The sequence below is a fragment of the Paraburkholderia rhynchosiae genome, assembly GCF_002879865.1.
GTDB lineage: Bacteria > Pseudomonadota > Gammaproteobacteria > Burkholderiales > Burkholderiaceae > Paraburkholderia > Paraburkholderia rhynchosiae.
Window position 1 is genome coordinate 1 of record NZ_PNXY01000055.1, and the last position, 24,921, is coordinate 24,921.

The 24,921-nt window shown below is 60.4% G+C and carries 23 protein-coding genes and 1 pseudogene; 1 reads left to right on the forward strand and 23 read right to left on the reverse strand.

The features are described from left to right. Positions 1 to 137: 137 nt before the first annotated feature. The 20 genes and pseudogenes from C0Z16_RS34820 to C0Z16_RS34930 form a co-directional block, all read right to left on the reverse strand. Positions 138 to 1,064: a hypothetical protein gene (locus C0Z16_RS34820; protein WP_102636521.1), complete on the reverse strand. Its 927-nt coding sequence runs from the start codon at positions 1,062 to 1,064 to the stop codon at positions 138 to 140. Positions 1,065 to 1,109: 45 nt separating this feature from the next. Then, a complete protein-coding gene (locus tag C0Z16_RS34825; protein ID WP_102636522.1) occupies positions 1,110 to 1,409 on the reverse strand; it encodes a hypothetical protein in 300 nt (99 codons plus the stop codon). A 1,317-nt stretch (positions 1,410 to 2,726) separates the two neighbouring features. Further along, the gene (locus tag C0Z16_RS34840; RefSeq protein WP_102636525.1) at positions 2,727 to 3,383 is read right to left on the reverse strand and encodes an HD domain-containing protein; all 657 of its coding nucleotides are present in this window, start codon (positions 3,381 to 3,383) and stop codon (positions 2,727 to 2,729) included. 112 nt (positions 3,384 to 3,495) lie between these two features. Further along, complete coding sequence (locus C0Z16_RS34845; protein WP_102636526.1) at positions 3,496 to 4,179, reverse strand: HD domain-containing protein; 684 nt, start codon at positions 4,177 to 4,179, stop codon at positions 3,496 to 3,498. Between the two features lie 132 nt (positions 4,180 to 4,311). Next, the gene (locus tag C0Z16_RS34850; protein WP_102636527.1) at positions 4,312 to 4,767 is read right to left on the reverse strand and encodes a carboxymuconolactone decarboxylase family protein; all 456 of its coding nucleotides are present in this window, start codon (positions 4,765 to 4,767) and stop codon (positions 4,312 to 4,314) included. Positions 4,768 to 4,791: 24 nt separating this feature from the next. Further along, positions 4,792 to 5,208, reverse strand: coding sequence for a cupin domain-containing protein (locus tag C0Z16_RS34855; RefSeq protein ID WP_102636528.1), 417 nt, complete (start codon positions 5,206 to 5,208; stop codon positions 4,792 to 4,794). A 146-nt stretch (positions 5,209 to 5,354) separates the two neighbouring features. Beyond that, entirely contained in the window at positions 5,355 to 6,062 is a 708-nt protein-coding gene (locus tag C0Z16_RS34860; protein ID WP_102636529.1) for a nitroreductase, read from the reverse strand. A gap of 98 nt (positions 6,063 to 6,160) precedes the next feature. Continuing rightward, entirely contained in the window at positions 6,161 to 7,150 is a 990-nt protein-coding gene (locus tag C0Z16_RS34865; RefSeq protein ID WP_102636530.1) for a LysR substrate-binding domain-containing protein, read from the reverse strand. A gap of 81 nt (positions 7,151 to 7,231) precedes the next feature. After that, positions 7,232 to 8,137, reverse strand: a pseudogene (locus tag C0Z16_RS34870) (phospholipase D-like domain-containing protein); the annotation flags it as partial. Positions 8,138 to 8,424: 287 nt separating this feature from the next. Continuing rightward, entirely contained in the window at positions 8,425 to 8,943 is a 519-nt protein-coding gene (gene lspA, locus C0Z16_RS34875; RefSeq protein ID WP_102636531.1) for a signal peptidase II, read from the reverse strand. 364 nt (positions 8,944 to 9,307) lie between these two features. Continuing rightward, positions 9,308 to 10,240 carry an amidohydrolase family protein gene (locus tag C0Z16_RS34885; protein WP_102636533.1) on the reverse strand — a complete coding sequence of 311 codons (933 nt, stop codon included), beginning with the start codon at positions 10,238 to 10,240 and terminating at the stop codon, positions 9,308 to 9,310. Positions 10,241 to 10,242: 2 nt separating this feature from the next. After that, positions 10,243 to 11,565, reverse strand: coding sequence for an MFS transporter (locus C0Z16_RS34890; RefSeq protein ID WP_102636534.1), 1,323 nt, complete (start codon positions 11,563 to 11,565; stop codon positions 10,243 to 10,245). Between the two features lie 12 nt (positions 11,566 to 11,577). After that, complete coding sequence (locus C0Z16_RS34895; RefSeq protein ID WP_102636535.1) at positions 11,578 to 12,816, reverse strand: MFS transporter; 1,239 nt, start codon at positions 12,814 to 12,816, stop codon at positions 11,578 to 11,580. Next, positions 12,813 to 14,093, reverse strand: coding sequence for an MFS transporter (locus C0Z16_RS34900; protein WP_102636536.1), 1,281 nt, complete (start codon positions 14,091 to 14,093; stop codon positions 12,813 to 12,815). The genes C0Z16_RS34895 and C0Z16_RS34900 overlap by 4 nt, the downstream gene beginning before the upstream one ends. Next, a complete protein-coding gene (locus tag C0Z16_RS34905) occupies positions 14,090 to 15,136 on the reverse strand; it encodes an amidohydrolase family protein (RefSeq protein ID WP_102636537.1) in 1,047 nt (348 codons plus the stop codon). The genes C0Z16_RS34900 and C0Z16_RS34905 overlap by 4 nt, the downstream gene beginning before the upstream one ends. Positions 15,137 to 15,148: 12 nt before the next feature. Then, on the reverse strand, positions 15,149 to 16,300 hold the full coding sequence (locus C0Z16_RS34910; RefSeq protein ID WP_102636538.1) for a porin: 1,152 nt from the start codon (positions 16,298 to 16,300) through the stop codon (positions 15,149 to 15,151). 46 nt (positions 16,301 to 16,346) lie between these two features. Continuing rightward, positions 16,347 to 17,726: an MFS transporter gene (locus tag C0Z16_RS34915; protein WP_102636539.1), complete on the reverse strand. Its 1,380-nt coding sequence runs from the start codon at positions 17,724 to 17,726 to the stop codon at positions 16,347 to 16,349. A gap of 73 nt (positions 17,727 to 17,799) precedes the next feature. Further along, positions 17,800 to 18,729, reverse strand: a complete 930-nt coding sequence (locus C0Z16_RS34920) for an SMP-30/gluconolactonase/LRE family protein (RefSeq protein ID WP_102636544.1) — start codon at positions 18,727 to 18,729, stop codon at positions 17,800 to 17,802. A gap of 22 nt (positions 18,730 to 18,751) precedes the next feature. Next, positions 18,752 to 19,699, reverse strand: a complete 948-nt coding sequence (locus C0Z16_RS34925) for an NAD(P)-dependent oxidoreductase (protein WP_102636540.1) — start codon at positions 19,697 to 19,699, stop codon at positions 18,752 to 18,754. After that, complete coding sequence (locus tag C0Z16_RS34930) at positions 19,699 to 20,397, reverse strand: RraA family protein (RefSeq protein ID WP_102636541.1); 699 nt, start codon at positions 20,395 to 20,397, stop codon at positions 19,699 to 19,701. Before C0Z16_RS34930 ends, C0Z16_RS34925 begins: the two co-directional genes overlap by 1 nt. A 165-nt stretch (positions 20,398 to 20,562) precedes the next feature. Between C0Z16_RS34930 and C0Z16_RS34935 the strand changes: the two genes are divergently transcribed. Continuing rightward, on the forward strand, positions 20,563 to 21,273 hold the full coding sequence (locus C0Z16_RS34935) for an IclR family transcriptional regulator (RefSeq protein ID WP_102636542.1): 711 nt from the start codon (positions 20,563 to 20,565) through the stop codon (positions 21,271 to 21,273). A 472-nt stretch (positions 21,274 to 21,745) separates the two neighbouring features. On the opposite strand, the gene C0Z16_RS39520 is transcribed toward C0Z16_RS34935, so the two are convergent. From C0Z16_RS39520 to C0Z16_RS37645, 3 genes are all read right to left on the reverse strand, one after another. Further along, the gene (locus C0Z16_RS39520) at positions 21,746 to 21,928 is read right to left on the reverse strand and encodes a helix-turn-helix domain-containing protein (RefSeq protein WP_322788921.1); all 183 of its coding nucleotides are present in this window, start codon (positions 21,926 to 21,928) and stop codon (positions 21,746 to 21,748) included. A 321-nt stretch (positions 21,929 to 22,249) separates the two neighbouring features. Then, a complete protein-coding gene (locus tag C0Z16_RS34945; protein WP_102636543.1) occupies positions 22,250 to 23,701 on the reverse strand; it encodes an IS1182 family transposase in 1,452 nt (483 codons plus the stop codon). A 305-nt stretch (positions 23,702 to 24,006) separates the two neighbouring features. Beyond that, positions 24,007 to 24,252: a hypothetical protein gene (locus tag C0Z16_RS37645; protein ID WP_146014406.1), complete on the reverse strand. Its 246-nt coding sequence runs from the start codon at positions 24,250 to 24,252 to the stop codon at positions 24,007 to 24,009. Positions 24,253 to 24,921: the final 669 nt, after the last annotated feature.

The following is a 24,921-nucleotide window of genomic DNA, read 5'->3' on the forward strand; positions in this document are numbered from 1 at the left end:
TGAGTGCCCAAAGTTCGTCGTCGAGTATGGGTTTAGCCATGTCCTTTTCGTCGTCGAAACAATGAAAAGGTTAACAGGATTCATCGAGAGTAAACAGCCCCTTTCTTTATTTTGTTAAGAGTTCTTAGAGCCAGTGGCTATGCGCGGCTATCGAGCCACGCGGGCCGCGTGAGGCCGCAGCTTTCGTACAATCGCTCAAAAAAAGGCCGCAGGGAGTGAACGGCGTTGTCCGCCGGCGAGCACTCGCCTTCCATCGTCACGGTGTCCAGCATGCATTTTCCGCGCGGGCCCGGAGGGGCGGCACGGCCAGGCTGAATTGGCACTTGCATGCCGCGTGACTTGATGCCGGTCATGCCTGCGATCCAGTGAAAGGGCGGCGCAATCTCCAGCCGCTCCAGCACCGACTGAAGCAGCACAAGGGAGCGGGCATATTCGCCTTCGACATCGGGGATCACGTTCACCGCGTTAGTCGTTAGATGCTCTAGGTAGCGGGCGTCGACGGCCCAGATCTCACCCGACCTGAACATAAAGGTCGTGCTAAGCGCGACGTTTTCGCCCGGGCTGCGTGTGAAAACGCCGAACCCGTCCTGAGCGGTTAGATAGCTCATGCCGGAATAACCATCCCACAGGGGGCGCAGATGGCCCTGTGCCTGAACTGACGCCTGACGGAGCTCCGCGGGTTTCCACGCGCGGCCCTGCTGAGCGGCCGGCATTACGCGCAGCCACATCCGGGGACCGGCTGCGAGCATGATCTCCTGATGGTTATCCGGAAAATGCTCGCCTAGACCGATCGGGTCGACCTGGGACCTAAAGAGCCCCGGTGCGACTTCTGCGGCGGGCTGGAACAGCGCCGGAGCGGGAGGACGCGGTAGCGTATCCATATAGCTCGGGCTTTGCAGAACGAGTCCAATCGCATGTTGCAACTGCTTAGCAAGCTTCTCACGCACCGATTTCCGTGTTTCTTCGTTAGCGTCTGCTGGACAGTGATACTGGATCGGATGCCGGTGGTGACGGAGATCGAACGGCAGAGTCTCGTCCGAGGGTTCTCCGTAAGCCGTGTTCATCACCGGTATGATGCGCTCGTGGCCGAGCGCCTTCAGCGCCCAACCTTACTCGATCAGCACATTTGGATTTTGCGCGGGCCGGCCGTCAGCTCGCTTTGCGACAAAGGTGAAGTCCGGCACGAACACCGCGGCGCCATCGATCTTGCTGAAAATCGTGTCGACGATGGGCGGAAACCCGGCAACGTTCTGCGTATCGCGATCAAGCAGAAGCTCTCGCTCAGCCTGCTCGACTTCGGCCGTCTGGCTCACGCTTTCGATTGCTTTCGTGAGGGCCCTCTCAAGAAAATTCCTGCATACAACAGGCGGTTGGTCGGCCTGCCACGAGAAAAAGATGGTCGCTTTCATGGGTTCTTGTTTCGTTGGTTCGCTGCACGTTGCAGCGCGGCTGGCCGTTGGTTCGATTTTGGCAAGGTTTTCCGGACGAGTTGGCGACCGTGACCCGGAGCGTTCAAATGGGGCCGCCGTCGAGCGACACTATCTGAAGGCCCATGCATATGCCGCTATTGGTGACGTCGCCGAGCAGCTGCGGCCAACTCGGGGACGCTTCGGAGTATACCGTCGCCTGCCTGCAACTCGGGCACGGAATGGCCGTGGCCGCGATCGCCTTCGTCGCGCCGATGATGCCGGTGCTAAAGCCAAGGCGGGCAGAGTTGTGAGCTCCGAACTTTTCATATTTCGTGGCACGAACCGCACGCGCTTTCACTTTCTACGTCAGCCACTCAATACGAAGCGTATAAGCCGTACAAACAGTACAAGCAGTACAAGTCCTACACGGAATACGCACCCTATCGGCCAAGCCTCTCGGAGTGTTTCTGTGACACGCGCTGCCGCTTCCTGTTAGGTGTCGGGGCAAGCTAAGCAGTTCGGGCTCTGACGGGCGGACGTCCGGCTTGGCGAAAGCGCACGTGGCCATATCGACCTGTGTTGACCATACCAACCGACGGGGCAATGAAAACGAGAGGCAGGCGACGTGATCGCCGATCGCAAAGTAAAGCTTGTCGCCGAGCACTAGCGCAGAGTGAACATGCACCGATGAGCAGCCTCCACCTGCGCCAACGACCATTATCCCGCTACCGTTCAACGCTATCCCATGGACAGATGTAGGCGTGTCTCGCGTGAGCAGTACCTCGAACTCGTACGATCGCACATTGTCTTGTGACTCGAATGAGTACGTGGGCTCGTTCAGAACGCTAAGTAAGCCAAATTGCGTATCTATTTCTTGCACTTGGAATTGTCGTCCGTCCTAGTAGGTAGGATTGTCGACGATTCCTGCAGCGGCGTCGAACGTCCGATTGTGGCCGGAACCCGTCCGACGTTGATCTGACGGAGTGGGTCGCCATCGATCGGTCCTAGTCGGGCAGAATTCGACCTTGGACGGGCATTCGGTCACACCGATAACGGCCGTCCATGGCACTGAATTCGTCCGAGTTTACGACTCGCCTTTCTCATGTTGTAGTATCTGCAGAATTGGGCAGAGCCTGATAAACCGTGAAGCAACCGCTAGCGTGAGTCGCCGAGTCGCTTCGGACAATATATCGGCGAGGGCACGTACTGCCATCGCCGATTTTGTAGCGCTGGTACCGATGAAGCGGTTCGGCAAACCAGCGGAACTGGCCGGTTCCGTGGCATTCCCTTTGTCCGAGGACGCGGGCTTTAGCACTCTCAGCACCAACTCGAGTTCAAGATGATGCTGCACAGGTTAACTCTCACGAAATCAGGATCCTTGTGCGCAAGGAAGTCATCGTTGAAGGTGCCGAACGTTGTGCTTGGGCGATGCTTCATGCCGTCGTAGAAGACATCGATCATCTTGCTGGCAAAGTCGGCACCGCGCGGATAGGCGTCGACCACCGCGGCGCGTTGTTCGTCGGTGAACTGTTCGAAGCCACGTCCCGCCACGTCCATTCCCGCTCCGGCTTGTACCAGGGCAATTTCTCCGTGCATGTGCTCTGGAATGCCCGGCGTTGTATGGAGAGCAACAGCGGTCCAAACCCTCTCTATGTCTGCCTCGGAGATGTGATGGCTTCGCAGGAAATCGCGTGCCGCATTCGCGCCATCCACTTCGAAGCGCAGCTGGCTTTCGTGATAGATCGACGTCAGCCCGATGTCGTGAAACATGGCCGCAACATAAAGCAGTTCGGGGTCGAAGACCAGGTTTTTTCGTTTTCCGAGCAGAGCGCCCCAAAGGTATACACGGGTCGAGTGGTTAAACAGCAATTCGCCTTCGGTATCGCGAATGAGCTGTGTGACCTCACGCGCCAGTTGGCTGTCGGGGATCACGAGGTTGATCGATCTGTTCGTCTGCACAGTATCTTCCTTCATCTGGTCGCTCTATTTTGCGTGGGCTAGCTCGACCCGGCCATTCGAATCCGGACCGCCGCACCCGGGCGTCGGATTCAGGCCGGTAACCGATTGGCCGCGTCAACGGAGAAAGTTACGCTTGCTGGTGTGCAGGGTCGTTGCACATGCACGCGTAGTGCGAGTCGTTCCATGCATTGCCCAGGATGATGCTGCAGAAGTTCATGCGACGGAAGCCCGGGTCCTTAAGAGCAAGGACGTCGTCGTTTACCGTGCCGAAGGTCGAGTCCGGTCGATGCTTCATACCGTCGTTGAACGCGTCGATGATCTGCTCCTTGAAGTTCTCCCCACGAGGGTGAGCAGTGACGACCAGCGTACGCTGCTCTTCAGTGAACTGGTCGTACGCGAGGCCGAGAACGTCCATCTCGACGCCTGCGGTCACCAGTTGAACCACTGGTTTCTTGAACGGCGGGATACCGGGAGTTGTATGCAAGGCGATCGTGTCCCAGACCAGGTCGATATCGTCTTCAGGAATGCGATGATCCTGAAGAAAGCGACGAGCGGCGTTCGCGCTATCGACCTCGAACCGGTTTTGGGACGTTCGGAATTGCTCTGTAAGTCCGATATCATGGAACATCGCACCGATGTACAGAAGCTCGGGGTCATACTTCAACTGCTTGGCCTCACCCGTCAAAGCGCCAAATAGAAACACGCGAGTAGAGTGATGGAAGAGCAATTCCGATTCAGTGTCGCGAATGAGCTCTGTGGCCGCACGCGCCATCGCGCTGTCGGGGATCTTGATGCCTGTGATCGTGCTCATGTTCATAGCTCCGCTATGTGCTTACTTGCGCCGCGCCCGTCGGGATTGGCTGGAAAAATGCATTTCAAAAATCACCCTGCTTCTGCCTGAGTCGGAATTCCGCTTTTGCGCTGAGGAAATCCGCTAACCGCTTCACTGCTCCAGTACGGCCTGAGGCGTGTTGCGGAAGCTGATGGCCATGCGGTTATAGGTGTTCATCAGGCTGATGGCAATCGTGAGGTCCACGATCTCGCGTTCGTCGAACACCGCGCGGACGGCCTCATAGGCCTCGTCCGGTACGCCGGTCGCTGCGACGAGCGTGACCGATTCGGCCCATGCGAGCGCGGCACGCTCGCGTTCGTCGAACAGATTGCCCGCTTCCTTCCACGCTTGTACAAGCGCCAGCTTGTCGACCTTCAGGCCTTGCTTCAGTAAGTCGCGTGTGTGCATGTCGAGGCAGTAAGCGCAGTTGTTGATCTGTGATACGCGAAGGTAGACTAGATCGACGAGAAGCGGCGGCAGACCGCTTTGCATGACGTAGCCGTAGACGCCGCCAAGGGCTTTGACGCCCGCGGGCGCAATCTGGTTGTAATCGAGACGCTTGCTCATGACGTGACTCCTTGATGCAATGATTTACTTGACGGGGACGGTCAACACCTTGTCGGTGCTATCCGCAACGAAGACCGCAAGCAACTTCGCCGGCTTGGAACTGCTCGCGTTGCGGCTTACACGGTGAACGGCGCCGGGCTCCTCGAAGAAACTTTCGCCGGCGCGGTAGACGCGCTTCGGACCGTCGTTCACCTGAGACTCGATTTCGCCAGACACGACGTATGCATAGATGAAAGCCGAGCCTGCATGCCTGTGCGCTGGCGATGCTGCGCCGGGGGCGTAGTCGACGACGACGGCGGTCAACAACATGCCGGGGATGTTAGGAATGGCGTGCTGGAAGTTCGGCATGACGGTTTCACCCGCGCCGTGTGCCGCGGCCGGCACCGCAATGCCTAAGGCGATGCCTGCGCAGGCGGCAACTGCAATGGACCGAATGTTCATGGACGTCTGGCTCCTTGATGTTCCTGCATTGTGGTGTTGAACGGGAGCACACGAAAGCACCAGAAATGAACGCCCCAACACGTTGTCGCGAACGATCGTGTTCGGGGCAGCTGTGGTGTCTTAAACCCGAAAACTTCAGTGCAGCTTCAGAACCCGTGAAACGATGCGAATCCTTCAACGGGTAGCTTCGGCATCTGCGGACGTCGCTTTGCCCAATCCGGATCGCCATAACCCATCGCCATCGTGCAGACCACCAGCTCCTCAGGACCGAGAGGCAGATTGGCGCGAATGACAGCGTGATAACGCGAAAGGAACTCTTGAGTGCATGTGTCCAGGCCGCGCGCCTTTGCCGCGAGCATGACGTTCTGAATGAACATGCCGAGATCCAGCCAGCTTCCTTTCTCGAGACGCCGATCGATCGTAAAGATCAGGGCGACTGGCGCGTCAAAGAATCGGCAATTCCGCGCGGTATTTGCTGCCCGGGCTGCAACGTCTTCCCGGCCGATACCCAGAGACCCGAAGAAAACCGTGCCGAACTCGCGTAGACGCGACGCGAACGGTTCGGGCAAAGTCTCTGGAAGGTATCGATACTCGGACGAGTGATCGCCTGGCGAAGCTTCGTGCGCAGCACTGATCGCATTGATTAGCCGCTCTTTTGCGTTACCTGCCGTGACGTGAACGCGCCAGGGCTGCACGTTCGCACCCGTAGCGGCGTAACGCGCAGAATTGAGAATTCCCTTCACGATTGCCGGATCAACTTCGCGATTCAAATAGAACCGGTTGGCGAAGCGACTCATCATGATACTTTCGAGTTCGGTTAATTCATGTGTTCTTTCGATATCGTCGGTGAACATATAGATAGCCTTTCATTGGATGCTTGACTGCAGGCTACACGGCCAGTCCGATTCCAAGAAGTGCATTTTTGGCAAGAGCAAAATGCACGGCATGCAGTTCAGGGTCCCGGCCGGCCGTCGCCCCATGCCGCGCTCGCCGCGGCCACCGTCATGGCGGCGTCGGCCAACATGGTGCGCAGCCAGGCATGGCCCTGATCTTGGGTGTGCCGCTCGTGCCAGATCATCTGCAGCGCGCGCACCGTCGGTTCCCAGGGCAATTCCGCCGCGTGCACCGTGCCCGACTGGCTGAAAAACCTGGCGAGCGACGCCGGCACGATCGCAGCCGTTCGCGTCCCCGCCAGCAGACTCGGAATAGCCAGGAAATGAGGTTGGACGATCCGGAACTCCGGCCATTTGCCGACCGATTCGAAGGCCGTCACCAGCGCAGCGCGGTCGAACATCTCGGCCCTCCGCGTCAGTCCTCGCTCGGACAGGAAGCCATCCTCGGAACCACCAGTGGAAACCACCAGCAGCGGCAGGCTGGTGAACTCTCTCAAGCCAATTTCCCGTCCTGCCAGCGGATGATCGGGAGCGGTGACCATCATGTCCCGTTCTTCGAACAACACCTGTTCATGAATACGGGTGGGCACGTTGGAAAACGATCCAAGCGCGATCTCGACCCGGCCGACATCGATCTGCGTGGTCAGGTCGATCCTGCTCGCGGGCAATAGCGTGATGCTGGCGTGCGGCGCCGCGAGCGCCGTTGCACGCAAGAATTGGGGCAAAAGCACCGCGGTCATGTAATCGGTCGCTGCGATGCAAAACTGCCGCTCCGTGCTGCCGGGGTCGAATTGCCTCGGCCCGATTGCACGCTCGATGGTGACAAGAGCATCCCGTACGAGCGGCGCCATCTCCAGCGCACGGGCCGTGGGTTCCATTCCGGCGGCCGTTCGCACAAACAAGTCATCGTTGAGAAAAGCTCGGAGCCGCGATAGTGCGTGACTGACTGCCGACGGACTGAGATGGATCGCTTCGCTTGCACGAAGGACGTTCCGCTCTCGGAGGATCGCATCAAACACACGGAGCAAATTCAGATCGAGATTACTCATCGCAATTGCTCTGCTTTTGCGTCAGCAGAGCTGTTCAAGGTTTATGCAGGATGCGAATGCCGTCAGATTCGCCGCTGATGTAATGCGCACCTTCACGCCGCGCTTCGCCGCCTCGACGATCGCGTTGATCGTCAGCTTGTCCGGCACTAAGTACGCGCTCGACAAGTGGATGGAGTGCGTCGCGGCGGTGATCGCCATGAGGTACATCAACTGCATGTCGTCGCTGCCGCCCGAGGGCGAGCTGCTAAACATGTGGGCGAGGCCGTCGCCCGCAGCGTCGATCTCCGGAAAGTACTGCGGGCCGTGCAGCACATTCCCCGTCGCCTTGATCCAGTTGTCCATGAAGACCGCCTGCATCTGTCCGACCGCCGGGCCTTCGACGCGAAAGTGCGTATCGCGCCAGTGTTTCTCGTCCTGCGCGTGCCCGGCCCATTCGTCGGCGATACCCACGCCGCCCGTAAAGCCGATGCGTCCGTCGATCACGAGCAGCTTGCGGTGCGTGCGGTCGTTCATGCGGCCGAGACCCGTCCAGTGCGGCTTGTGATACTGGATGACTTCCGCACCCGACTCGCGCAGCATCCGTCGATAGCGCTTGTCCATCTTCGATGAGCCGACCCAGTCGAGCAGCACGTGCACCGCGATACCCCCACGCGTCTTGTCGGACAGCGCACGCGCGATTTCCTCGCCGATCGCGCCGGACCAGTAAATGAAGGTTTCGAAGGTGATCGTGTGCCGCGCCGACCGGATGCCCTCCAGCATCGACGGAAAGATCTCGTCGCCGTTCAAGAGCACCTCGAAGCGGTTGCCCCCGACGACGGGCGGCCCGAGCAGCAGCCCCATCGAGCGGGTGAACTGCGGATCGTCGCTTCCGTACAGCCGTTCGATGTTGTGCTCGATCTTCTTCTCGCCGCTCGTCAGGTTCGCGATCATCAGCACGACGACGAGCGTCACCGCGACCGTCAAGACAATCAGGGCAATCGTCGGCATGCGCGGGCCTCGCGTAGCGAACATCCGTCCGGAACCGTTAGTGTACGAGCGTTCCGGACGGCGGATCGATCAATGCTTGTCTCAGCGCTCCGATTTTCGTGGCGGGTTTCGAATGCGGAGCAGCCATTCGAGCGACCGCGGCTTTGATCGAACCAATGGCCGAACCTGGCCGGACCGGTCGATGCCGAATGAAAGCGGTGACACGAGAGCGGCAAGTATCAGGCGCGAATCAGCTCAATACGACTGCTAACGTCATCCAGAGCAGTTGTCGGCCGTACTCTTCGGCTTTAGATTGTCAGGCTGTCGTGGCCCCCCGGCAAAGTCGGCTTGCTTTTCACGCTGCCGAGAATGAGTACCGCTACGCCCAACATGATTCCGACGTCCGCGACATTGAATACGCCCGTTCTCAGACGTCCTATTCCCATGTTCAAGAAATCGAATACGCGGCCATCATACACACAGCGATCGACGAGATTGCTAAGCCCACCGCCCAGAATGCAAGCTATCGCAATGACGTCAACTCGGCCAAGCTTGGACGACCGCAAAAGCCAACCGAGCAGGCCGACCAGAATTGCCAAGACGCCATATATGAGAATTGCATGGCGCGTCGCATCAGACATTTCTGCGCCAACGCTCAGGAACGCGCCGTCGTTGTAGGTGGGAAGAACCAGGAGACTCCCAGCAAACAACGACACTATCTCGCCGGGCGACAATATTTGCTTGAAGAACGCTTTCGTCAACTGGTCGATAATGATCCAGGCGAGCGCGCAAAACAGCGCAGTGGTAAATCTCTGTTTCGTTGTCATTCGAGGACCGACCTGTAGACTGGCTGGATTGCATTGTAGCCATTCCGGACTTCTGGGCACGAAAACGCGGCGATTGTCGTCGATCTATAGACATGTCTCCAATGTCCCATTGCGGCCGCACTCGGAAGTTCGCCAGACGCGGACCGTCGTCGCAGTCGAGTCCAGGCGCGTGCTTCCCGAATCGACCCTGAGCGGTCGCTTGCTCGTGGCCAAGATGCAACGGCAAGATCTGGGTGTCAAGCAGACGTTCGCAGGCAATCCGCCGTCGCGCAAAACGTGAAAGCCATCCGCGGTCGCTAAAGCGATGCGTGTTTCGACTGGGTGTATTGACGTTGATCCCTCGTTTCGCAGCATCTTCGCTGCGCTACGCGAATCCGTACAGCTTCGTAGGGTTAGTGACGAATATCCGATGCTGCCAATCCGGCCGCGCTATCCAATCCGCGATCGTGTCCAGCAAGCTTGCATCATCCGGCTTATGAGTCTTCTCCGTCGGATGAGGCCAGTCGGTACCCCACAGCATCCGCTCTGGCGCCATCTCGATCAGCGTTTTCACGACAGGTGCTATGTCTTCGTATGCTGGCGCGGCCGCCTTGCTGTCGACGTACGGCCCCGACAACGTGATCCATGTATTGCCTTTTGCGACTAGGCGCTGCGCGGTGCGCAAAGCGTCCGACGACAGGCCGCCGGGTTGCGGAACATGCGCGATATGGTCGATGACGAGCGGGCAAGGCAGCGCCGACAAATGCCGCTCGAGCTCCGACAGTCGCGCGCCCTGCACCACCAGTTCGATATGCCAGCCGAGATTGGCTATGCGCGCGGCAAGTGGCGCAAGCATGTCGAGCGTCGTTGCGCCCGGATAGCTCAGGTTGAAGCGAATCGCCCGAATGCCGCCTCGATCCAGGTTCTGCAGCTCCGCATCGGTCGCGGAACTGTCGATGACGGCAACGCCGCGCGCGTTGCCGCCGAACTGTCTGACGGCTTCGAGCGTACAGCGGTTATCCGTTCCATACGTCGACGGCGTGACGACCACATTGCGCTTCACACCTAAGCGCGTCTGCAGAAGCCGGTACTGCGCGACCGTGGCATTCGGCGGACGCAGGGTCGTGCCCGGCGCAACCGGGAAGCGATCGTCGTAAATATGCATGTGACAGTCGATGGCGCCTTCGGGCAAGCTGAACGCCGGCCGGTCCGTGCCGCTCGACCACGTCTCTCCCGCGCCTGCCAATTTAGGCATCGCTGCGGACATCAGCGCAACGCCCGCAAACTGGAAAAACTCGCGTCTCGTGGGAACAGTCATGATCAGATGGTCCCCGTCTTGCTAACCAGACGGTTTGCCGGACCGTTGCGAGTCAACAGCAACAAGGTCGCGACGCTGACGAGCGTGAGGATGGCGAGTGGCATCAACGCCAGCGCATAACTTCCAGTCGCCTCCTTCACCCATCCATATACGTTCACCATCAGCCCGCCGCCAAGCAGATTTGCAATCGCGTTGACCGTCGCGAGGCCTGCTGCCACGGCACTGTTGGACAGCATGTCCGTAGCGAGCGCCCAGAATGGGCCCTTGAACGAATAGGCTCCAACGAGCACCGCGCACAGCATGCAGACCGTCGGTACAAGTGAGCCGCTCAGCGAGGTCGCGAACAGACCCACACCAATCAGCAGCATCGGTACTACAGTGTGCCAGCGCCGCTCGCCGGCCCGGTCCGAGCGGCGTCCCCAGTAGACCATCAGAACGGAAGCGACCGCGTACGGCACGGAGTTCAGCAAGCCTGTCTGCATGACAGACAAGCCAAACGACTTGAGCAGTTGCGGCTGCCACACGGACAGCGTGCTGCCCGCCGCCGACGCACACGTATCCACGAGTGCGAGACACAACACATAGCGATTGCGGAACAGTTGCGCGAGCGGAAGCGACGGCACCTTCTTCGGAGCCTTTTGCTCGCTGACGAGCGCATTGACGAGCCACCTGCGCTCGTCGTCGTCGAGCCATCTCGCGTTCTCAGGCTTGTTGGTCAGCATGAACAGACATGCAACGCCGAGCAGCACAGTCGGAATGCCTTCCAGAATGAACAGCCAGTGCCAGCCGCGCAGCCCCCAGAAGCCGTCCATCTGCAGGAGCAGCGCCGAAATCGGTGAGCCGATGAAGCTCGCGGCGGGAATTGCGACCATGAACGTGGCGACGATACGAGCGCGATACGACGCCGGAATCCAGTACGAGAGGTACAGCAGCACGCCGGGGAAGAAGCCCGCTTCGGCGGCGCCGAGCAGGAAGCGCAGAACATAGAACGACGTCGCGTTATGCACGAGCGCGGTCGCCGCCGACACGATGCCCCACGTAATCATGATCCGCGCGATCCAGATACGCGCGCCGTACTTTTCCAGCGCAAGATTGCTCGGCACTTCGCAAAAGAAGTAGGAAATGAAGAACAGGCTGCTGCCGAAGCCGAACATCTTCGCCGACATGCCAAGGTCATGATTCATCTGCAACGACGCCATGCCCACGTTGCCCCGGTCGATAAAGGCAAGCAGACAGCACACCATCAGAAAGGGAATAAGTCGCCAGACGACCTTTCGTATCGTCCGGCGCTCGATCGCGGACTTGTCCATGAATCCAGTTTGCATCGTCGTCTCCGTTTATTGTGCGCCTGCGCGCTGATTCGTGATTCGTTGCCATGCAATGACGGCGATGACGCCGCTGGCAAGCACCATCGCCATGGCCGAGAACGTGTGTCGTACGCCCAGCGCTTCTGACGCGGTCCCGACGAGCAGATAGCCGAGTGGCATCGTGCCGTTGTAGGCCATCCCGTACATGCCGACGAGCCCGCCGCGCACGTGTTTCGGGCATTGCCGCTGGATGGTCGCGTTCGTCGACGTGGCCGCGAACGTGAGGCTGAAACCGAGTGCGTAAAATGCCGACGCCGTGGCTGCCGCCTCGGATGTCGCGGCGAGCAACGCGAGCGCGCCGACGGCCGTCCACGGCGCCCACGCGATGAATCTTCGCGACGCCAACGTGCCGATCGCCGAAGAAAGCAGAATTGCCGCGCTCAGCGAACCCGCGCCGGCACACGCGAAGAACACACCCGTAAAGCGCGCCGCGTCGTGAAACCCCTGGTCCGCGAGCAGCGGCACGAGCGTCTGGTAACTGCCGGCGAACAACCCGATGCACGCGAGTATCGGCAGGTAGCGCGCGGAGAACGCATCGGACATCACGTAGCCGACTGCGTCGCGCAGGCTGCTGTCCGCGCGCTCGGGCCGAGCCGCCGAGGCCGTTCTGATCGAACGCACGCATGTCGCCATGAAGCAGAGCGCCACCGCATAAATCACAAACGATGTTCTCGGTCTGAGCGTCGGATAGACGAAACCCGCAATCGTCGGGCCGACCATCCGGCCGACGTTGTAGACCATCGTGTTCATCGCCACGGCGTTCGACGTATGCGTCGGATGTTCGAGACTCGTCAGCAGCAAAACCTGGCGCGCGGGCGTCTCAACGGCGCTCGACACGCCGATGGCGAGCGCATGCGCGAGTATCAGCTTCACGCCGAGCACGCCCAGCAGCGACAGCGTGAACAGACTGGCCGTCAGCGCCAGCGACGCCGCGAGCACGCACAGCGTCGCGCGTTTCGCATTGGTCGAACTGATCCGCGAGCCGGCGATCGGTGCGACGATGAGCTGCGGTCCATACAGCAAAAAATTGAGCAGCGCGAGTATCGCCGCCGACCCCGACAGGTGATACACGAGCAGGTTCAGCGTGACGTTCTGCGTCCAGCTTCCGAGCACGGACGCGACCTGTCCGCTCAGATAGCGTCGCAGCGACGCCTCGGCAAGCGCCGGAAACAGTCTGCTGACGAAACCGGTTTGCGCGGCCATCCTCATGACAACGCCTTGCCGCGCGTTTCGGGCGCGAAGAACACGACGACGGCGGCGGCGACGAATGCGACGATGGTCGTTGCCAGTCCGAGCACGAATCCGCCGGAAGTCGATGCGAGCACGCCGATGATCAACGGCGCGATGAAGCCGCCTAGACGGCCGCCGTTATACGCGAGGCCCATCAGAAATCCGCGCGAGGCCGTATTGCCGATGATCTCCGCGAGGAACGGACCCGCGCCCGCGAAAATACCGTTGACGCTGAAGCCGGTCAGGAAGATCGCGACCATCAGCAGCAGTGCATTCGATGACACGATGTACCCGCCCACGGCGGCAGCTCCAACGAGCAGGTAGGCCAGGAACATGGGCCGTCGGCCAAGCCGGTCGACGAAAGCCGAGAACAGCAGGAAACCGGTGATCGCGCCGAACTGCAGCGCAAGTACGAACTTCAGGCTATGCACGAAGTCGAGATGCTTCACCGTGACGAGGAACGTTGGTGTCCACGTAAAGACGCCCCAGTACAGGTACTGGAGAAAGAAGATGAAGCCGAAAGCCGTCAGCATTCCGCGCATATCGAGCGTGTCGCTGCTCGCCGCGTGCACTTTTTGAACCGACGACTTCGCCCGCTTGCGTTCCAGCCAGATCGGAGATTCAGGCGTATTTCGTGCGACCCAGAAGAGGATAAAGAACGGCAAGGCACCGATCAGAAAAAGCAGACGCCAGCTATTTCCACCGAGTCCGTTGTTCACGCCGCTGACGATGCCTGAAATCGTGATGGCGAGGATCGCGCCGATGGGCAATCCCATCTGCATCAGCGCGCCGCCCTTGCCGCGCCGGCTCGCGTGCCATGTCTCGGCAATCAGCGCGGCGCCCGCCGTCCACGTGCCGCCCATGCCCAACGCGCCGAAGAAGCGCAACGTCGCGAACCAGTGCTCGTTCGGCGCGAATGCAAGCAGACCCGAGAACAGCGAATAAATGCCGACGCAGAGCAACGCGGTACGCACACGCCCCAACCGGTCCGATACATAACCGAACAGAATGCCGCCGACGATCTGCCCTGCCGCCGTGATGCTCGTGAACAGACCGAGTTGCGCCTTGCTCAATCCGAACTGAAGGGCGAGCGTAGGCAGCAGAAGCGAAAGCAGAAACGAGTCGTAGCTTTCGAACGTCCAGCCGAGTCCCGCGAGTGAAAGCGAACGCCACTCGGTGCCCGTGATGTTCCTCAACCCTCTGGCTTCCGCGCCGTCCTTGAATTCGGTTGCTGCAACCGTTGCGCTCGTCTTCATGTGTTGTCTCCGGCAATCGCGAGGCGATAGGTGGCCGCCGCAGTCCGGCTGAAGAGCGCGGCTTTTTCGTTGGCGGACATCGCGGACGCGAGTCGTTTGAAGGCGTTCCACAGAACGCCGTAACTGAACATCCCTTTGTCGACGGGAAAGTTGCTTTCGAACATGCAGCGATTCACGCCGAACAGTTCGACGCAGGTGTCGAAATACGGCCGCCACGCAGAGGCCAGGTCCTCGGACGAAGGCGGTACTTCGCGCGCGGCGAAGTTGAAGCCGAACACGTTCATGCCCGCGCCGCCGAGCTTGATGCGCGTGTTGGGCAAACTCGCGAGGCGCGCGAGTTTTTGCTGCCATTGGGCGCGAACCGCCGCGCGTTGACCGGCGTGCGGACCCACTCCCAGCGGACCGCCAAAATGATTGATGACGACCGTCACGCGATCCTCGGCACGCGCCAGTTCATACAGATCGTCGAGTTGCGTGTGATAGACCCATGCATCGAGCGACAGCCCAAAGCGGCCGAGCGCGCTGAAACCCCGCCGGAAACCCGGATTTGTCATCAGGTCGCGCGGCGGTGTCACGGGGCTCGAACTCACTTCAGGGCTCGCATGCCACGCGAGCGGATTTCGGATGCCGCGTAGGCGTCCGCCGGATACCTGCAACATCGCTTCGAGCACTGCATCGAGTTCCGCGCCCAACGTCAGATCCGCACCGCCGACGATCGCCTCGCAGCAGCGCGTCCGTCCATACGCGCCGCTCGCGGACATCGCGGCGATTCCGTTGGCGAACTCCACTTCGCCAACGGGCTTCATCGCCTCGGGACCGTCCTCGCGCAACATCGAGCGGCATTGCACGTAGACCGTCGACGCGACCCGATGCCCGCTCGCCACATCGTTACTGAACTCATCGGCGAGATATCGCCCGGTCTGGCGGTCCCACAGATGATGATGCGCATCGACAATCGGCAGTTCAGGCTCGAGAACAGGCTCCTTTCGCAAGGCAAGCCACTCCTCTCGAACTGGAAGATGGGGCGCATGGACTATCTGCATAACGCTTTCTCGTCAGAACTTCTGGCGCATGCCGATCGTGATGCCCGTCTGGTTATATCCGGGCGCGACCGTACCGTATCCATTGACACCAAGTGCGGACTTGTCCTTGTTGTGAGCGAAGCCCGCGGTTGCGTAAAGATCAGTGCGCTTCGACAGGAAATAGTCCGCGCAAAGCACCGCGAGCCACGGGTCGGCACCCGTCGAATGCACGTCCTGGTAGTAGCCGGTGGCCGTGACAATGAAAGCGGGCGTCACGTTGTACTGCGCACCCGCCCAGTAGAGGTTTGCAGCGCTGGCTTGCGAGCCGTTTGCAACGACGATCGGGTTCGCCGGCAGGAACGCATTAGATGCACGCAGATAGCGATAGCCGGCGAAGCCCTTCACGGGTCCGATCACATATGAAGCGGCTGCCGTCGCGCGACGCTCGGTGCCCGTGTTGGTCGGTACCGTGTTGCTGTTGCGCTGCTCGTATGACACGCTCGCCGCGAACGGACCTTGCGCATAGGTCAGCGCGCCGCTGAAGAAGCGCCCCGTGATTTCCGCGCCCGGCACTTCGGCGCCATAGCCCGAGTCGTAGCGCGTGCTGTACATCGCTTGCGCCGTCAGCGGGCCGAACACGCCCGTGTACTTCGCCGAATTATCGATGCGCCCGGCCATTGCGTAATCGAGCGACAGCACCGAGTAGCGCGACGATGCGCCCATCGGATCGAACGCAACGGCCTGTTCATAGAGCAGCGAGTTCTGCCGGCCGAACGTCAACTGCTGGCCTCGATACGAAAGACCGACCCAAGCCTGCCGGCCAAACAACCGGGCGGTCGTCGCAGCGTTCGCGCCCAGACCTCTGGTCGATTGAGCGGTCGTGCCATCGTTGATGTTGAAGCCGCTCTCCAGCTGGAAAATCGCCTTCATGCCGCCGCCAATGTCTTCCGCGCCCCTAAGACCCCAGCGGGAACCGGACAGATTGCCCGACACTTCGCGCGTCTGTGCGCCGCCAGCGCTCGTATTGTTGATGTGTTCGACGCCAACATCCGCGATGCCGTACAGCGTGACGCTGCTTTGCGCATGTACTGCGCCGCAGGTAAGACTGACGCCTGCGGCGGCGACTGCGCCGAGCATGAAACGGACGTTCGTGTTGACGTTGTGGCTGGCTTTTTTGAACAACATGGAGTCTCCAAACAGAGGTTTTATGGATTGGTTTTGAATGCGTGGATCAGACCTTGTGAGCCGACGGCGCTTCGCCTGCGTCGGCGCCCGGATCACCGAGCCAGGCGATGGTCAGCGCACCGAGCAGCAGCACACCCGACACGGCGAGCAGCGGCACGGTGAACCCGCCTGAGAGCTGCTTGAGCGCGCCGATCATCGATGGACCGACGAAGCCGCCGAGGTTGCCCACCGAGACGATGAGCGCGAGGCCGCCGGCCGCGGCCCGCCCCGTGAGAAAGCTGGACGGAATAGCCCAGTAGGTCGCCTGGAAAGCGAGGATGCCGCTCACCGTGAAACAGAGTGCGATGAGCTTCAGCACGGGCGCGTCGAGGAAGGTGCTTGCGCACAGCGCGGCGGCCGCCACGACCAGCGCACCGGCTACATATGGAATGCGGTTCTGTGAGCGATTCGCGACGCGCGCCCACCAGAGCATCACGACTGCGCCGATTGCATAGGGAATCGCGGTGAGCCAGCCCACGACCGTGTGCCCGACGCCGAACTGCTTGATGATTTGCGGCATCCACAGACCGACGCCGAGCGACCCGACGATGCCGCAGAAGTTGACGAACGCGAGCACAAACACCCGCCAGTTGGTCATCGCGTCGCGCAGCGTGCTGCCGTGACGTGCGCCGATGTCGCCCTGTTCAAGCGCGAGACGCTTCGCGAGAGACGATTTCTCTTCGTCGGTGAGCCACTTCGCTTTTTCGGGCCGATCGGCCAGCACGAACAGGCAGGCGATGCCGAGCAACACGGCCGGTCCGCCTTCGATCAGCAGCAACCACTGCCAGCTGCGCAGTCCATGCAGGCCGCCGAGTTCGAGCAGCGCGCCCGAAACGGGAGAGCCGATCATGTTCGCGACGGGAATTCCGACGAGGAACGCGGCCGTCACTTTGGCGCGCCACTTACCCGGAAACCAGTGCGTGAAATACAGGTAGATGCCGGGCGTGAAGCCCGCTTCGGCGAGCCCTAGCAGAAAGCGCGCGGCCGCAAAACTCTTCGGTCCGACGACGAACGCCGTCGCCATCGAAAAGAGACCCCACGTGATCATGATGCGCGCGATCCACACGCGCGCACCGACCTTCTGCATGATCAGGTTGCTCGGAATCTCGAACAGAAAATAGCCGACGAAGAACAGTCCTGCGCCGAAACCGAACTGCCCGGAGGTCAGACCGAGATCCTTGTTCATCGTCAGCGCGGCGAACCCGACATTGGTCCGGTCGAGATAACTGATGACGTAGCAGATGAAGATGAATGGCAGGATTCGCCGGAACGCCTTGGCGAGCGTGCGCTCGCTGGCCGCGTAGTCCTCGCTCGCGATGCCGGCAACGGGCGGCGTTGCTGTCTGGCGCGTGGCACCGTCGCCGCGCAGGGTGTGCGACATGGTCATGCTTGCTCCTCCATCGCGCTTCTGTCGGCGCAAATGTATTGATGTATCGCGGGCGCTCGCGCCCGCTGCGCGATCAGACGGTTCGCCCGGCCCGCTTCGGAAGCGGCCCGGCAATCGTCATTTCAGCTTTGAGAACCGTTCCCGAAACGGACTCGGTCATGAACAGCGTCTTCATGTCCGCGCCGCCGAAACAGAGATTCGTGAGCGAAGCGCCTTCCGGGCTCGTCAGAATTTCGACGGGTTCGGCGAGATGGTTCAGCACCCACGCGCGACCAAGCCCCGGATTGGCGACAAAGAGTCGCCCTTGCGTGTCGATGGTCAGTCCGTCCGGACCGCTCGGGCCGTACGACGTGAAGAACTGCCCTACCTTGCTGACGGAACCATCGGCCTGAAGCGGCACGCGCCACACGCAATTGCCGCGCGTCATGCCGACAAAGAGAATCTTCTCGTCGGGCGACAGTACGAGTCCGTTGGGGCTCGGGCAATTGCCGAGCAGCAAGTCGAGCCTGCCGTCCGCCGACAGCCGGTACACACGGCCCGTCGGATCGTGCAGCCCCGTTTGCCCCTGATCGGTGAAGTACAGGTTGCCGTTCGAATCGAACGTGAGATCGTTCACGCCCCTGAAGCGCTCGGAATTGCGCCGCTCGAGAAACGGACGCACTTCACCGCGCGCGATGTCGAGCAGCATCAGGCCGTTGCGATAGTCGGTGATGAGCAGATGCGCATCGTCGAAGCGCTTCATTCCGTTCGGCTCGCCGTCGTATTGCACGACGATTTCCCACTCGCCCGACGGCGAAATCCGGAAAACACGGCCGTGCGGGATGTCCGTGACGAACAGATAGCCCGCTGGGTCCCACACGGGGCCTTCGAGAAACGAGTCCGTGGCGAGGCCGCCGCGATTGGCACGCGCCCAATCGGTCTGGATGTCGGCTTTGCGGAATTTGTCCGGCATACGCGTGAAGACTTCCGCGGTGCGTACTGCGGGCGACATGAGATAGAACATGATGGGTCTTCTCTTGCGGACTTCAGGCTGCGTTGCGAGCGTGTTGTTCGACGACGGCGAGAACATTGGCGGCGGCGCCCTTACCCATGTTCACGTACGCGGCATCGCTCACACCGCCGATATGCGGCGACAGGATTGCGTTCGGGATCTGCTGGAACGGATGCGGGTGCATCATCGGTTCGACGTCGAAGCTGTCGAGACCGGCAAAGCGCAACTGGCCGCTGGCGAGCGCCTCGGCGAGCGCCGCTTCGTCGATCAGACCGCCGCGTGCCGTATTGACGAGAATTGCGCCGCGCTTGAACCGCGCGAGCGTGTCGCGGTTGAGCATCTGGCGGTTTTCCGCTGTCAGCGGGCAATGCAGCGAAACGATGTCGGAAGCCGCGTACAACTCGTCGAGCGACACCAGCTTCACGCCTGCGGCCGCTTCTTTCGCGTACGGATCGAACGCGAGCACGGTCATGCCGAACGCCGCGCCGATCGCTGCGACGCGTCGGCCGATCGCGCCCAGTCCGACCAGGCCGAGGGTCCGCCCGTCCAGTTCGACGGACTTGTGCGTGGATTTGTCCCAGTGGCCTTGGCGCATGCGCGCATCCAGTTGCGGCACGGACTTCGCGCACGCGAGAATCAGCGCCCATGCGTGCTCCGCGACGGCGGCTGCGTTGGCCCCAACGGCGGCGCGCACCGCGATACCGCGCGCGGCCGCCGCTGCCTGATCGATCACGTCGATGCCGCTGCCATGCTTCGAAACCACCTGCAGGTTTTCGGCGGCATCCATGATCCGGGCGTTGACCTTGCCGTATCGAACGATGATCGCGACCGGCTTGTGCTCCGCGCACAGCGCGACGATGTCGTCCTCCGAGGGCTGCCTGCCGGCGAACACGACGTCGAAATGGGTGAGCATCTCGAGGGCTTGCGGCGCAAGGTCGGCCGCCGTCACAAGAATGACCGGTTTATGCGAAGCCGTCTGCATCACAGCGCCTCGCCTTCGGCCAGCATGCCTGCTGCCCGCAGTTCTTTTTCGACCCAGACCGGACGGACATCGCCCTTGTGAATCGCTGCGATGCGCGCCGTTTCCATGTCGAGCTTTTTCTGCGCGAGTTCGATGATGCGTGCGACGTCGTTACGCGGAATCACGACGACGCCGTCCGCGTCGCCAACGATGAGGTCGCCCGGGTTGATGGCCGTGTCGCCGGCCGAGATGGGCGCATTCACCAGGCCCGCGACGCTTTTGGTCGGGCCGCAGGGATTCAGGCCGGCCGCGAAGATCGGGAAGTCGCCGCCGGCAAGCTCGTGCGCATCGCGCACGGCGCCGTCGATGACGATGCCCGCGATACCGCTCGCCTTTGCCTGCGTCGCCATGATTTCGCCGATCAGCGCGCACGAGAGATCGCCCTTGCCGTCGACGACGATCACGTCGCCCGGCTTCGCGATGGACAGCGCGGCGTGAATGGCGAGGTTGTCGCCGGGACGCACTTCGACCGTGACGGCCGGACCCGCGACTTTCATCGTCGGCGACAGCGGCTTGACCCGGCCATGCAGCGTGCCGCGACGACCAGCGACGTCAGCGAGGATGGCGGCCTGATATCGCGCCGCAGCCTCGACCAGTTCCGGCGACACGCGTTCGATATTGCGATTGATAGCGGAAGTACCTGCGGACGTGGTGCTCATGGGTTTTACCTCAGTTCGTTGGTTTTACTGTGTACAACGATAGTGTACGGGGTGAAATCACTATAACGAGAGCAGACACGCCGATCCACTGGCGTTTACCCTTTTACGGTATAAACCGTCGTTTTACTGTGTACAATCAATGCAAATGGATGACGGGAGGCAGGAATGGGAAACGAAGGAGTCGTTGCGGTCGAGAAAGCACTTTCGCTGTTGGACTGCTTCAAGCCGGGAGCCGAGTCACAGTCGCTGGCGATGCTCGCGCAAGCGTCCGGCATGCACAAGACGACGGTCTATCGATTGATGAACTCGCTGGAACGAATGGGCTATGTCGTGCGCGCTCAATCAGGCAACTATTCGCTCGGACATCGCGTACTGTACCTCGGCAAGCTGTACGAGCAGTCCTTCCATCTCTCCACGGTAGTGGAACCGGCGCTGCATGCGCTCGCCGCGGTAACGAAAGAAAGCGCATCGTACTACGTTCACGACAACGGGCAGCGGCTGTGCCTGTTTCGGGTCGAGCCGTCCGAAGGTCTGCGTGAAACGCGGCTCGCCGGAACGACGCTGCCGCTCGACGACACGGCGATAAGCCAGGTGATCCGTTTCTGGGGACTCGGCGAACCGATCTACGACAAGCCGCCTGGATTGCCGATCTTCACCGCGGGTGCGCGCGATGTGCACACAGCAGCGTTCGCTGTACCGATCTTCGGCGCCGGCGACAAGTTCATGGCGGCGCTGACGCTTTCCGGTCCCGCGTCGCGGCTCAGCGCGGCGCACACGTCGGGCGAGTTGGATCGGCCGCAACTGGATGCGGCCGCTGATCTGTCCCGGAAGCTAGGCGCCAGTGTTGCATTGTGCGAGAAGATCTACGCCATCTGATCCCCGCGTCAGCGGACGGGGGGGGTTCAGGTCGACGAGCCGTTCGTCGCCTGGACATGCGCGCGGAGGCGTTCGCAAACGCTGCGCTCGCGCCCAGCTGGCGCGACAGACCGATCGCGGCATCGACGTGCCGCGCTACGAAAGATCCGTCGGTGCGCGCCGCTTCCCGACTCGGTGCCGCGCTCCGATAACGTCAGGGCGCCCAGGAACTCATCGAGCGCGCCGAACTTGAAAATCGGGAGCGCCGGGCAGCGATCGAAGACGCTCGCTAAGTCGCAGTAGCGCGGTACGTCGCTGGTGGGCGTGTTAGCGAAATCCCGCAAATCGTCGAGGACTCGCGTGATACGCAAATCCTCCGCCGGGTCGGCCCTGAACAGACCAGACCTCTGCCGCGCTCGATGGCCGAGTAGGACGCGCTTGCGCCCGTCGCTGCTGCAAGGTCGCGCAAGATCGGCTCGACGACGGCCGATAGTTAACGACTACTCGTACCGACGTAACACTTGCGCTTGAGCGAGTTCATCAACCCATAGACGGTCGTGACGGGTATGCCCGTCGTCCTGGCACGCAGTGCCAGCGATAGCGACTCTTTGCCCGGCTGGAAGCAATCGAGCAAGGACAAGGCCTTTTCAACGGCTGCAACGGCCTCGTTGCTCAATGACGTCTCCTCGTTTCAGCAGTTCTGTGAATACTCTCGATCAATTGCTGTCACGCATTTTTCAGAATGAAAACGGCGCATTTCTGCGTCGCCTGACGCGACGTACCGCTTTGGACCGCAGACCGGTCTCGACGCAACAGGAGTCGTTCGAATGACCGGGGTGTTAGATCAAGCGAATGACCGGAACTGGCCGAGGTTGTGTAAAAACGTATGGGCCGACGGGCGGGTAGGACAACTGTGAGGCCGCCGCGTCTTCGCAGTTGACGATTTCTGAAGGCTGACCAGATTGAGATGCGCCGGCGAGCATGGGCAGGCGTGAGATTATGCGCCTGCCAGCTTCATCGCTCGCAGTGTCTTCGCAAATCCGAGGATCTTCATCACGCGTTTGAGGTTGTACGCCAGCACATGCAAACTCATTTCAGTCGAGACGTTCCCAAGCCTGCGCATCTGGAAGTGGGTTGAGCCCATCCAGTGCTTCAGCGTGCCGAACACGTGCTCGACCGTCCGTCGCCGTATTGTCATCGCATCGAGCTGACGATCCAGTCTGCGTTGCATTCTGTCGAGTACCGCTTCGTGTTCCCATCGGCGAATGCGCCGATACGGCGCCGGTGTGCACTGCTTTCTGAGTGGACAGTGTGGGCAGGCACTGCTCCAGTAGGTCCGCAATTTCAGCAGATTCGCCCTTTCAAACGAGGTGTACCTGTAAATCGCACGCTGGCCCGCCGGACATAGATACTGGTCGTCTTTGGCGATATAAATGAAGTCAGCCCGATCGAAGCGGCCGTCGGCCTTTGCACCAGATGTTTGCGTCTTAGGTACCAGTGCCGCGATACCCGCGTCGTCGCACGCCTTGATCTCTGGTGCGCTGAAATATCCACGGTCTGCCAGTGCCTTGATTTTCTTCTTCCCCATCGCGTCGCGCGCCGCTTTGGCCATCGGACTCAACTGCGTCCGGTCGTTGCCGACGTTCGTGACTTCGTGGGTAACGATGAGATGGTGCCGGGCGTCGACGGCGACCTGAACGTTATAACCAACCACGCCCGTACCCTTGGCTTGGGAGATCATCGAGCGTGAGTCCGGGTCGGTCAGTGAGATCTGCTTTTCCGGCAGATCGTTCAGGAGTTCCGCTGCGCGTTTCAGATCGCGCATCTGTTCACGCAGCGTCTCGATCTTCTCCCGCAGGCGTTCAGTCTTCGTTTCTACCTCGGCCGGCTGAGTGCGATCGGCGGTCTCCAGCGCGTCCAGATAACGCTGGATGCTTTGCTCGATCTGCTCCTGACGCCGTGCAATCTTGTTGGGGGTGAAGTTGTTGTCGCGGCTGTTGACCGCCTTGAACTTGCTACCGTCGATGGCTACGACCGCTTGTGTGAACAGCTTCAGGTCACGGCATATCATCACGAAGCGACGGCACACGTTGCGAATGCCTTCGCCATTGCTCCGCCTGAACTCGGCAATCGTCTTGAAGTCCGGCGCAAGCCGGCCGGTCAGCCACATCAATTCGACATTGCGCTGGCACTCCCGCTCCAGGCGTCGGCTAGACTGCACGCGATTGAGATAGCCGTAGATATAGATCTTGAGCAGTACGGCTGGGTGGTAAGAAGGTCGCCCGGTGCTTGCCGGCGTAGTGCCTTCGAATCCGAGGGATGCCAGTTCGAGTTCTTCGACGAATGCGTCGACAATCCGCACAGGATTATCTTCAGCGATAAAGTCATCGAGACATTCCGGCAGGAGTGTCGTCTGACTGCGTTCCGCACCTTCGACAAATCGCCCCATCTGCGCCTCTCGATCCAGCAGGTTGATTCAGTCTAGATGATCATCTGAGTTTTTACACAACCTCGGCCGGATCGAGGCAGTATCACCCGTGATTCGCTCGCCGCAAAGCGGTCGTTGAGCAAGGGGCTATGAGACCCCGGGCATATAAACTGGACGACGACCTCGAACGGCCGTTCATGGCCGACCACTGCCTTATGCAATCGGCGTACGCCCCCCGACCCTCGCACGGTTGCGATCGACAGCACGCGACCCACAACGGACGGCCACCGTGCCGCAAAGCTGCCTGTCAAAGGCTACGCTTTGTATCACGACTCCCACTCACCAATTAAAGCTTTCGCGACCATGGCCGTTAAACAGAACTGTCGACAAGGGTCCAATAACATGAGCACCGCAAGTATTCCGCCTGCCCCGCGTAACGTCAAAATCGCTGTCGTATGCTCTTGGTTAGTTGTTGGGGGTGCCATCATCGCCGGCTTGCCCTTGCTGTTCGTACCTCTTAAAAATCCGAATGCGATAAATTTTCTAGATTTTTCGCTGATGGTGTTGCTCATCGCTATCCTGGCACTGTTTCCCTATGGCTTGTTGAGGCGGAAACGAGGGGCTTTCATCGCGGTAAATTTTTTCTGTTGGAGAGATGTATATCGGTATATCACCCATTTTTCAGGATGGTCATTTTCGTTTCTAAGTCTACTATCAAGTCTAGAAATCGTAATGGGTTTTCTCATCTTGATACTGTTAATTTCGTCTGAAAGTCTGGCGTGGTTTTTTCCTCAAATTAGACGTTCATAGTTCGCTGAGACCTCGGTTCTCGATTTTCCTGCAGAAAATAATCGTGATCGTTTCTCCACCTTGGCAGTATCGATCGTCACCAATGCCTGAGGCACCATTGAACGGCGGCTCCTGGGCCGCGTTGAGGCAATGCCCCCTGCGATCTGCTCGCCGGAGACCGGTCATTGAGATTGAGCGGACGATGCCCTGGATGTCCGAATTGGATGGCGACCTCGACCGACCGCTCGTGGCCGGTTGCCGAAGATCGAAGTTCGAGCGCTGCGCGTCCTCGGCCCGAGCTTCCGGACCCGACCCTGAAGGGACGCCCATTAGCCGGCCGGAGTCAAGGGTAAAGGAAGTACGCCGCAATCAGTTGCGTCACTTCACAGCTAGTACAGCGCGCCACCTTCATTCGTGCAAACACTAATCGCGTCCATTTTCTCACTCGTTGG

Excerpts from the sequence above, each read along its gene's own strand:
- C0Z16_RS34820 (WP_102636521.1), bottom strand. The coding sequence starts at position 1,064 with ATGAACACGGCTTACGGAGAACCCTCGGACGAGACTCTGCCGTTCGAT.
- C0Z16_RS34825 (WP_102636522.1), bottom strand. The coding sequence starts at position 1,409 with ATGAAAGCGACCATCTTTTTCTCGTGGCAGGCCGACCAACCGCCTGTT.
- C0Z16_RS34840 (WP_102636525.1), bottom strand. The coding sequence starts at position 3,383 with ATGAAGGAAGATACTGTGCAGACGAACAGATCGATCAACCTCGTGATC.
- C0Z16_RS34845 (WP_102636526.1), bottom strand. The coding sequence starts at position 4,179 with ATGAGCACGATCACAGGCATCAAGATCCCCGACAGCGCGATGGCGCGT.
- C0Z16_RS34850 (WP_102636527.1), bottom strand. The coding sequence starts at position 4,767 with ATGAGCAAGCGTCTCGATTACAACCAGATTGCGCCCGCGGGCGTCAAA.
- C0Z16_RS34855 (WP_102636528.1), bottom strand. The coding sequence starts at position 5,208 with ATGAACATTCGGTCCATTGCAGTTGCCGCCTGCGCAGGCATCGCCTTA.
- C0Z16_RS34860 (WP_102636529.1), bottom strand. The coding sequence starts at position 6,062 with ATGTTCACCGACGATATCGAAAGAACACATGAATTAACCGAACTCGAA.
- C0Z16_RS34865 (WP_102636530.1), bottom strand. The coding sequence starts at position 7,150 with ATGAGTAATCTCGATCTGAATTTGCTCCGTGTGTTTGATGCGATCCTC.
- lspA (WP_102636531.1), bottom strand. The coding sequence starts at position 8,943 with ATGACAACGAAACAGAGATTTACCACTGCGCTGTTTTGCGCGCTCGCC.
- C0Z16_RS34885 (WP_102636533.1), bottom strand. The coding sequence starts at position 10,240 with ATGACTGTTCCCACGAGACGCGAGTTTTTCCAGTTTGCGGGCGTTGCG.
- C0Z16_RS34890 (WP_102636534.1), bottom strand. The coding sequence starts at position 11,565 with ATGCAAACTGGATTCATGGACAAGTCCGCGATCGAGCGCCGGACGATA.
- C0Z16_RS34895 (WP_102636535.1), bottom strand. The coding sequence starts at position 12,816 with ATGAGGATGGCCGCGCAAACCGGTTTCGTCAGCAGACTGTTTCCGGCG.
- C0Z16_RS34900 (WP_102636536.1), bottom strand. The coding sequence starts at position 14,093 with ATGAAGACGAGCGCAACGGTTGCAGCAACCGAATTCAAGGACGGCGCG.
- C0Z16_RS34905 (WP_102636537.1), bottom strand. The coding sequence starts at position 15,136 with ATGCAGATAGTCCATGCGCCCCATCTTCCAGTTCGAGAGGAGTGGCTT.
- C0Z16_RS34910 (WP_102636538.1), bottom strand. The coding sequence starts at position 16,300 with ATGTTGTTCAAAAAAGCCAGCCACAACGTCAACACGAACGTCCGTTTC.
- C0Z16_RS34915 (WP_102636539.1), bottom strand. The coding sequence starts at position 17,726 with ATGACCATGTCGCACACCCTGCGCGGCGACGGTGCCACGCGCCAGACA.
- C0Z16_RS34920 (WP_102636544.1), bottom strand. The coding sequence starts at position 18,729 with ATGTTCTATCTCATGTCGCCCGCAGTACGCACCGCGGAAGTCTTCACG.
- C0Z16_RS34925 (WP_102636540.1), bottom strand. The coding sequence starts at position 19,699 with ATGCAGACGGCTTCGCATAAACCGGTCATTCTTGTGACGGCGGCCGAC.
- C0Z16_RS34930 (WP_102636541.1), bottom strand. The coding sequence starts at position 20,397 with ATGAGCACCACGTCCGCAGGTACTTCCGCTATCAATCGCAATATCGAA.
- C0Z16_RS34935 (WP_102636542.1), top strand. The coding sequence starts at position 20,563 with ATGGGAAACGAAGGAGTCGTTGCGGTCGAGAAAGCACTTTCGCTGTTG.
- C0Z16_RS34945 (WP_102636543.1), bottom strand. The coding sequence starts at position 23,701 with ATGGGGCGATTTGTCGAAGGTGCGGAACGCAGTCAGACGACACTCCTG.
- C0Z16_RS37645 (WP_146014406.1), bottom strand. The coding sequence starts at position 24,252 with ATGAGCAACACCATCAGCGAAAAATCTAGAAAATTTATCGCATTCGGA.